The organism is Salinivibrio sp. IB282 (assembly GCF_001995685.1).
Classification (GTDB): domain Bacteria; phylum Pseudomonadota; class Gammaproteobacteria; order Enterobacterales; family Vibrionaceae; genus Salinivibrio; species Salinivibrio kushneri.
This window is the reverse complement of the sequence record NZ_MUET01000099.1, coordinates 1-6,666: the sequence shown is the minus strand read 5'-3', so window position 1 is coordinate 6,666 and position 6,666 is coordinate 1. Positions and strand designations below refer to the sequence as shown.

The 6,666-nt window shown below is 53.1% G+C and carries 8 protein-coding genes; 7 read left to right on the top strand and 1 reads right to left on the bottom strand.

Going from position 1 to position 6,666, the window contains the following annotated elements; translation table 11 throughout:
• The first annotated feature begins 49 nt into the window (after window positions 1-49).
• From lexA to BZG14_RS14240, 6 genes are all read left to right on the top strand, one after another.
• Window positions 50-676: a transcriptional repressor LexA gene (gene lexA, locus BZG14_RS14265; protein ID WP_077609041.1), complete on the top strand. Its 627-nt coding sequence runs from the start codon at window positions 50-52 to the stop codon at window positions 674-676.
• 120 nt (window positions 677-796) lie between these two features.
• Window positions 797-1,591: a class I SAM-dependent methyltransferase gene (locus BZG14_RS14260; protein ID WP_321166655.1), complete on the top strand. Its 795-nt coding sequence runs from the start codon at window positions 797-799 to the stop codon at window positions 1,589-1,591.
• Window positions 1,592-1,899: 308 nt separating this feature from the next.
• Complete coding sequence (coxB, locus tag BZG14_RS14255; RefSeq protein ID WP_077609040.1) at window positions 1,900-3,015, top strand: cytochrome c oxidase subunit II; 1,116 nt, start codon at window positions 1,900-1,902, stop codon at window positions 3,013-3,015.
• Between the two features lie 9 nt (window positions 3,016-3,024).
• The gene (gene ctaD, locus BZG14_RS14250) at window positions 3,025-4,626 is read left to right on the top strand and encodes a cytochrome c oxidase subunit I (protein WP_077609039.1); all 1,602 of its coding nucleotides are present in this window, start codon (window positions 3,025-3,027) and stop codon (window positions 4,624-4,626) included.
• Window positions 4,616-5,143, top strand: coding sequence for a cytochrome c oxidase assembly protein (locus BZG14_RS14245; protein ID WP_069361976.1), 528 nt, complete (start codon window positions 4,616-4,618; stop codon window positions 5,141-5,143). The genes ctaD and BZG14_RS14245 overlap by 11 nt, the downstream gene beginning before the upstream one ends.
• 10 nt (window positions 5,144-5,153) lie before the next feature.
• Entirely contained in the window at window positions 5,154-6,020 is an 867-nt protein-coding gene (locus tag BZG14_RS14240; protein ID WP_077609038.1) for a cytochrome c oxidase subunit 3, read from the top strand.
• Window position 6,021: 1 nt separating this feature from the next.
• On the opposite strand, the gene BZG14_RS14235 is transcribed toward BZG14_RS14240, so the two are convergent.
• Entirely contained in the window at window positions 6,022-6,228 is a 207-nt protein-coding gene (locus tag BZG14_RS14235) for a DUF2909 family protein (RefSeq protein WP_069361974.1), read from the bottom strand.
• A 45-nt stretch (window positions 6,229-6,273) separates the two neighbouring features.
• On the opposite strand from BZG14_RS14235, the gene BZG14_RS14230 reads away from it, so the two are divergent.
• Window positions 6,274-6,666 (top strand): SURF1 family cytochrome oxidase biogenesis protein (locus BZG14_RS14230; protein WP_338012799.1); only part of this gene is annotated, 393 nt, incomplete at its 3' end.

Here is a 6,666-nt window from a genome sequence, read left to right as displayed (position 1 = left end):
GTTTACTGGATATACTCACAGTTAACTGTATAAAAAGACAGGTAAGAGCATGAAGCCGTTAACCGCGAGACAGCAACAGATCTTCGATTTGATTAAAGCACACATTGAAGAGACAGGAATGCCCCCCACCCGCGCCGAGATCGCCCGTCAATTGGGGTTTCGTTCGGCGAATGCCGCTGAGGAGCATTTAAAAGCCTTGGCCCGCAAAGGGGTACTGGAGATTATCCCAGGCGCCTCGCGTGGTATTCGTTTGATCAGTGAAGAAGAAGTGGTGACGCCGGAAGAGCAAGGGCTGCCCTTAATTGGTCGTGTCGCCGCCGGGGAGCCGATACTGGCGCAAGAGCACGTGGAAAGCCACTATCAGGTTACTCCTGATCTATTCAAGCCTAATGCTGACTTCCTGCTTCGTGTGAATGGCATGAGCATGAAAGACATTGGTATCCTCGATGGTGATTTGCTCGCCGTCCACAAAACGCAAGATGTGCACAACGGCCAAGTGGTGGTTGCCCGTGTTGATGACGATGTGACGGTCAAACGCCTTGAGAAAAAAGGCGCACAAGTGGTGCTTCATGCTGAAAACGATGAGTTTATGCCCATTTCGGTGGATTTAACCGCCCAGTCGCTGACCATTGAAGGCGTCGCTGTGGGGGTGATCCGTAATACCGACTGGATGTGATCCTGGCCTGGGCGGGCGAGAGCGTCCGCCATTAAAGCGCGGTTAAAAAAACACCTTTGCATTCTTGCTAAGTTAAACGATAATTATTATCATCAATGATTATCGTGTGTGGAGGTGTCCGTGCGTACTCAACAGCATTCTGTTCCCAGTAAGCTATTTAAGCCAATGTGGCTGCGCAGTCGTGAGAGCCTGACTGACGACGGGGTGATCTATGATCCTATGGCGGCCGCGGCCTGTCAGGGATGCGTGTTGCAGCCCGAATGCGATTGGCGCAACCTCGATCAAACCCAGCTGCTATATGCCACACTCACTAGCCAATGTGATGCCATCGTCAAACAGTTTTTGGCCCAGCATCCCACTGCGTGGATTATTAACGTGGGTGGCGGATTAGATACCCGCTTTTATCGATTGGATAACGGCCGCTGTCGCTGGTTGGAAGTGGACGTGGACGAAACCCTGCTCTGGCGTGAGCGCCTCTTTCATACCAGTGAGCGGTTTCGGATGGTGCAAGGCTCGGTCAAGCAGCTTGACTGGTTGGCGCAGTTGGCGGTGCCGGCCGGTCACCCGACGATGCTGATTTGCGATCAAGCCTTGTTAGAATGCACTAACCAAGACATTTCTGCTTTTTGCCACCATATTAGCCGTTATTTCCCCCAACTTGAGGCTTGCTTGGTCTTGGCGGGGGACAAATGTCATACTCGCATGGGCCAAAAGCTCGGCTGTGAGCGCTACCAACACGGGTTCACCGACCCCAGAATGGCGATTATTAATGCGTTACCTTGGGCGTGTCGCGTGGAAGAAAAATCCCCGCTCGATAAGCCGTGTCCGCGTTGGCGACTTTGGCAGCGTGCCCTGGCGGCGATGCCGCGTTACCGTCTGCGTTTTACCCCGGTGGTTCTGCACCTAGAACTCTAGTGCGGCGTGGTTCGCCGCCTGCCGCGCCTGCGTGATGTATCAGTATGTGCTTGGCATCACGATCTTTTTCTGCTGTTTTTTTGTCCTTTAGGCAAACCTCTCCTAAATTAAATGTAAATAAAACGTTAATGAATGTGACCGGCTGTATCGCGTTTTTTCCTTAACGACGGCTTGCTGATATCGCCACTCTGACTGCTATTACGGCGTGAGACGTTGGTATGTGGCCATAGGCAGCGAGGCTTTGCATTGATGCCGTGAGGCAGGAGGGAGCCGTGCTGAGGTACCAACGACGAATCCTAGCATTGGGAATGGCTTTGCTCAGTGGCTCAGCGCTGGCCGCCGAGCGTGAAGGCTGGAACCTCACCCAAGGGGTCACGGCCATCAGTCAGCAGGTGTATGACCTGCACATGACCATCTTTTACATCTGCGTGGCGATTGGCGTCCTGGTATTCGGGGTGATGTTTTGGGCCATCATCCGCCACCGCAAATCCAAAGGCGCAAAGCCTGCCTCGTTCCATGAAAGCACCAAAGTAGAAATTGCGTGGACGCTCGTGCCGTTTTTGATTTTGGTGGGCATGGCAATTCCGGCCACCCAGGTGTTACTCGATATGGAAGATACCAGCGAGCCGGCACTCACGGTGCAGGTAACGGGCTCACAATGGAAGTGGCATTACCGTTATTTTGACCATGACGTTGCCTTCTTTTCACTGCTTGCCTCGAGTCCGGAACAAATCCGCAATGAAAGACAAAAGCGTGATACCTATTTGCTCGAGGTCGATCAGCCTTTGGTGTTGCCAGTTGGGCGTAAGGTGCGCTTTTTGATCACCTCACAAGATGTGATTCATTCGTGGTGGGTGCCCGCCTTTGCGGTGAAGAAAGATGCCAACCCCGGCTTTATTAACGAGGCGTGGACCAAAATTGATAAGCCTGGCATTTACCGCGGCCAATGTGCAGAGCTGTGCGGGAAAGACCACGGCTTTATGCCGATTGTGGTGATCGCCAAGCCCCAAGCGGAATTTGATGCTTGGGTGCAAGAAACCGCCTTGGCACAGCAGAAAGCGCGCGAAGAGGAGCAACGCTTGCTGGACATGGAAATGCCGATGGATGAGCTGATGGCGCTCGGCAAACAAGTGTATGACAGCCGCTGTGGCATGTGTCACCAAAGCGAAGGGCAAGGGATGCCGGGCGTGTTCCCCGCGTTGGCCGGCGCTGAGATTGCTACTCAACCGGATAGATTGGTCGACCATATCGATATTGTCGTCAACGGTAAAGCGGGCACTGCCATGCAAGCGTTTGGCCCGCAATTGTCGCTCAAAGAATTGGCAGCGGTGGTGACCTATGAGCGTAATGCGTGGGGCAATGACACTGGTGAGACCGTACAAGCTGCGCAAATCAACGCGGTAAAGTCAGGTGAAGATCTTTAGGAGCGCGTGATGACAGATACTACCCCAGATAACCTGCATGACGATCATCACCACAAACCACGTGGGATCATGCGTTGGGTGTTGACCACCAACCACAAAGACATTGGCTCCATGTACCTGATTTTCAGCTTCACCATGTTTTTACTGGGTGGGGCAATGGCGATGGTGATCCGCGCTGAGCTTTTCCAGCCCGGACTACAATTGGTTGAGCCTAACTTTTTCAACCAAATGACCACAGTGCACGGCCTGATCATGGTGTTTGGCGCGGTGATGCCCGCGTTTACCGGCTTGGCTAACTGGATGGTGCCGATGATGATTGGGGCGCCGGACATGGCGCTGCCACGGATGAATAWCTGGAGCTTTTGGATCCTGCCGTTTGCATTCTTGCTACTCATTGGCTCCTTGTTTATGGAAGGCGGCGGCCCTAACTTTGGTTGGACCTTCTACGCACCGCTGTCGACCACCTATAGCCCAGACAGTACCGGTCTATTTGTATTTGCCCTGCATATCATGGGGATCAGCTCGATCATGGGGGCCATCAATGTGATTGTCACCATCACCAATATGCGTGCGCCGGGCATGACCTACATGAAAATGCCGCTGTTTGTTTGGACGTGGCTGATCACCGCCTTTTTGCTCATTGCAGTGATGCCGGTGYTGGCGGGCGCGGCTACCATGGTGCTTACCGATAAATACTTTGGTACCAGCTTTTTCGATGCCGCGGGGGGCGGCGATCCAGTTTTGTTTCAGCATATTTTCTGGTTCTTTGGTCACCCCGAGGTCTACATCATGATTTTGCCAAGCTTTGGCATTATCTCGGCCATTGTCCCTGCGTTTTCACGCAAGCGCCTGTTCGGTTATAGCTCGATGGTGTATGCCACCGCCTCGATTGCGGGGTTGAGCTTTTTGGTGTGGGCGCACCATATGTTCACCACCGGGATGCCGGTGTTTGCCGAACTATTTTTCATGTTCTGTACCATGCTGATTTCGGTGCCCACTGGGGTGAAGGTCTTTAACTGGGTCGCCACCATGTGGCGGGGATCCTTGACCTTTGAAGTGCCCATGTTGTTTGCGATTGCCTTTATTGTCTTGTTTACCATCGGTGGGTTTTCGGGCTTGATGCTGGCGATCACCCCGGTCGATTTTCAGTATCACGATACCTATTTTGTGGTGGCGCACTTCCACTATGTGCTGGTTTCGGGGGCGGTGTTCTCGATTATGGCCGCCGCTTACTACTGGCTCCCCAAGTGGACGGGCCATATGTTTAATGAAACCTTGGCCAAGTGGCACTTTTGGTGTTCGGTGATTTCGGTGAATGTGCTTTTCTTCCCCATGCACTTTCTGGGACTGGCGGGAATGCCACGCCGGATCCCCGATTATGCCCTGCAGTTTGCCGACGTGAACGCCATTGTCAGTATCGGTGGCTTTGCCTTTGGTCTGTCGCAACTTATCTTCTTGGTGGTGGTGATTCAATGCGCACGGGGTGGCGCGCCAGCGGCCGCTAAACCGTGGGAAGGTGCCGAAGGGCTGGAGTGGACTGTACCTTCACCGGCACCGTATCACACCTTTGAGACACCGCCTGATCTCAAGGAGGTGCGAGATGGCCACTAAATCAACCCGCTCCGCTCGCCGATTACTGCTGCTCGCAGTGGTGATGTTTGGCTTTGCCTTTGCCTTAGTGCCTTTGTATGACGTGTTCTGTGAGGTGACGGGGATTAATGGTAAAACCGATACCGAGGCGGCCGCATCTAGTGCGGGCATTGACCAAGACCGCTTGGTGACTATTGAGTTTATCGCCTATATCAACCCGGGCATGCGTTGGACGTTTGAGCCCCAAGTCAACCAGATGCAAGTGCACCCTGGTGCGACTCACACGATTAATTATCTCGCAACCAATAACGCGCGCTACGACACCATTGGCCAAGCCGTGCCTTCGGTCTCGCCGGGTCTAGCGGCGCAGTACTTGAACAAAATTGAATGTTTTTGCTTTAACCGTCAGCCATTGCCACGTGGGGAAGATGCATCTTTGCCGCTGATCTTTTACGTGGATCCTGAGTTGCCGGATGACATTAACCACTTAACGCTGGCTTACACCTTGTTTGATGTGACCGCCAGCGCCGAGGAATAAGGAGGCGCTCATGGCGACGCCTGAACGTTATTATGTCCCAGCGGCGAGTATTTGGCCGATTTTCGGTGCCGTGGCGCTGTTTTTAATCGCTGCTGGCGCGGGGGCGACCGTGGGTGGTTTATTTGGTGGCAGTGGCCCTTGGCTGTTGCTGGCCGGCACCGTGCTTATTTTGATTATGCTCACCGGCTGGTTTCGCGACGTGATCCGTGAGTCCATGCAAGGGCTGTACTCGGCGCAAATGGACCGCTCTTTTCGCCAAGGAATGAGCTGGTTTATTTTTTCTGAGGTGATGTTTTTTGGTGCCTTCTTCGGCGCGCTCTTTTATGCCCGTTTTATCGCTGTCCCTTGGCTCGGTGGTGCGAGCAATAACGCGATGACCGCGGCGGTGCTGTGGCCGGATTTTGTCGCTCAGTGGCCACTTACGTTGACCCCGGGCGGAATTGAAACCACTGCGATGCCGGCGATGGGACTGCCCTTGCTTAACACACTTATCCTACTGACCTCATCGGTCACGCTCCATATTGCCCATACCGCGATTGAAAAAAATCAGCGCGAGCGACTGAAAGGCTTTTTACTGGTCACGGTATTGCTTGGGGCGCTGTTTATGTTCTTTCAAGGTGAAGAGTATGTGCACGCCTATCAAGAAATGAATCTGCGTCTCGATTCCGGAGTGTATGGCAACACCTTTTATTTATTAACTGGTTTTCATGGCCTACACGTTACATTAGGTACCATCATGCTGTTGGTGGTGTGGCTGCGTGTGATGCGGGGGCATTTTAGCCCTGAGCATCACTTTGGCTTTCAAGCTAGCGCCTGGTATTGGCACTTTGTCGATGTGGTCTGGCTATGCTTGTTTGTCTTTGTGTATATCTTGTAGCTCAGTAAGGACGCGGGTTAGGGGCTATCCAGCCCATGGAGAGCGCAATCAGCAACAATACGAAGACAACCACGGAAAACAGCACACGCCGACCGAGATAACGCGATAAAGGCACGGAACTATCGCCTTTTAGGAGTACCGGCAAGGCACGAAAAAGATTAAATAGAATAAAAACCAGTAAACAAATCAGAATAGCTTTGACCAACATAAGCGCTCCTTAGCGCAATAGGTAATCATGAAACAAGGACGGCGAATGGGGTTTGTGATATTGACTGTGGTTGTGGTCCTGCTGCTCGTCAAGTTAAGCCATTGGCAATGGACGCGTGGCGAGCAAAAAGCCCAACATCTGGCACAGTTTGAGGCCAATCAAGCACCGGAATCGCTCTCAGGCTCGGTGCAAAAAGGGCAATACCTGGCGATTGATGGCCAGTTTCGTCCCGAGTTTGCCGTGTGGCTCGACAATCAGACTCACCAAGGTCGCGTAGGCTACCGCCTTTTTCTTCCCTTCATTCCAAGCCAGCAGCCATCGCAATGGTGGCTAGTGGAGTTGGGCTGGATGGCCGCGCCTGCGCTGCGCCGCTTGCCACCCGTGCCAGAGTTGGCATCGCGTTACCAGCTGTCTGGCTTCGTTGATACACCGTCTAAG